This window comes from Xanthomonas sp. SHU 166 (assembly GCF_000364685.1).
Taxonomy (GTDB): Bacteria; Pseudomonadota; Gammaproteobacteria; order Xanthomonadales; family Xanthomonadaceae; genus Xanthomonas_A; species Xanthomonas_A sontii.
This window is the reverse complement of sequence record NZ_AQOJ01000839.1, coordinates 1-925: the sequence shown is the minus strand read 5'-3', so window position 1 is coordinate 925 and position 925 is coordinate 1. Positions and strand designations below refer to the sequence as shown.

Below are 925 nucleotides of genomic sequence, written 5' to 3'. Positions count from 1 at the left end.
GCGGTGCTGCTGCCGCTGAGCGGCAGCCTGGCCACCGCGGCCGCGCCGGTGCGCGACGGTCTGCTTGCCGGCTACTACGGCGAAACCCGGCGGCGTCCTGCGATCGACTTCATCGACACCACCGGCACCCCGGCCGGGGCGCTGGCCGCCTATCAGAAGGCGGTCGACGGCGGCGCCGATTTCGTGGTCGGCCCGCTCGGCCGCGACGAGGTCACCGCGCTGTTCGGGCGCGACGCGTTGCCGGTGCCGGTGCTGGCGTTGAACCGCGGCACCCACGCCCCGCCCGGCGGCAGCGCCGGTTTCTCGCTGGCGCCGGAAGACGACGGCATCGCCGCCGCCGAGTACCTGCTGGCGCACGAACGCCGCAATACGCTGGTGATCGGCAGCAACGACGACACCGGCCGCCGTGCGGTGGCCGCGTTCCGCGACCGCTTCAGCGAGCGCGGCGGCAAGGTCGCCGGCAGCGTCAGCGTCGCCGACACCCCTGGCGACATCGGCGCGCAACTGCGCAACGCCGGCGCCGCCGACTCGGTGCTGCTGGCGGTCAAGGGCAACACCGCCCGCGCGCTGGCGCCGCAGCTGGCGCTGGCCGGTTTTGCCGGCAAGACCCGGGTGGCCACCTCGCAGCTGGTGCTGGGTACCGGCAAGCCCGAGGACGACCTGGTGCTGGACGGCGTCGTCTACCCGAGCGAGCTGTGGAACGTGCGCGGCGTCGGCGGCCTGCCGGCGGCGACCAGCGTGGCCGACATGCTGCCGACCGCGCGCGGCCCGGCCGGGCGCCTGTTCGCGTTCGGCTACGACGCCTGGCAGATCACCGCGTATCTGGAGAAGCTGGCGACCGGCAAGGACAGCGGCCTGCGCGGCGCCACCGGCGTGCTGCACCTGGACGGCTTCGGCAACATCGTGCGCACCCCGGCCTGGTCCA

The 925-nt window shown here is 74.6% G+C and carries 1 protein-coding gene; it reads left to right on the top strand.

From position 1 onward, the window contains the following. The coding region (locus tag D180_RS19200; RefSeq protein ID WP_017914049.1) for a penicillin-binding protein activator at positions 1-925 on the top strand (925 nt) is incomplete at both ends.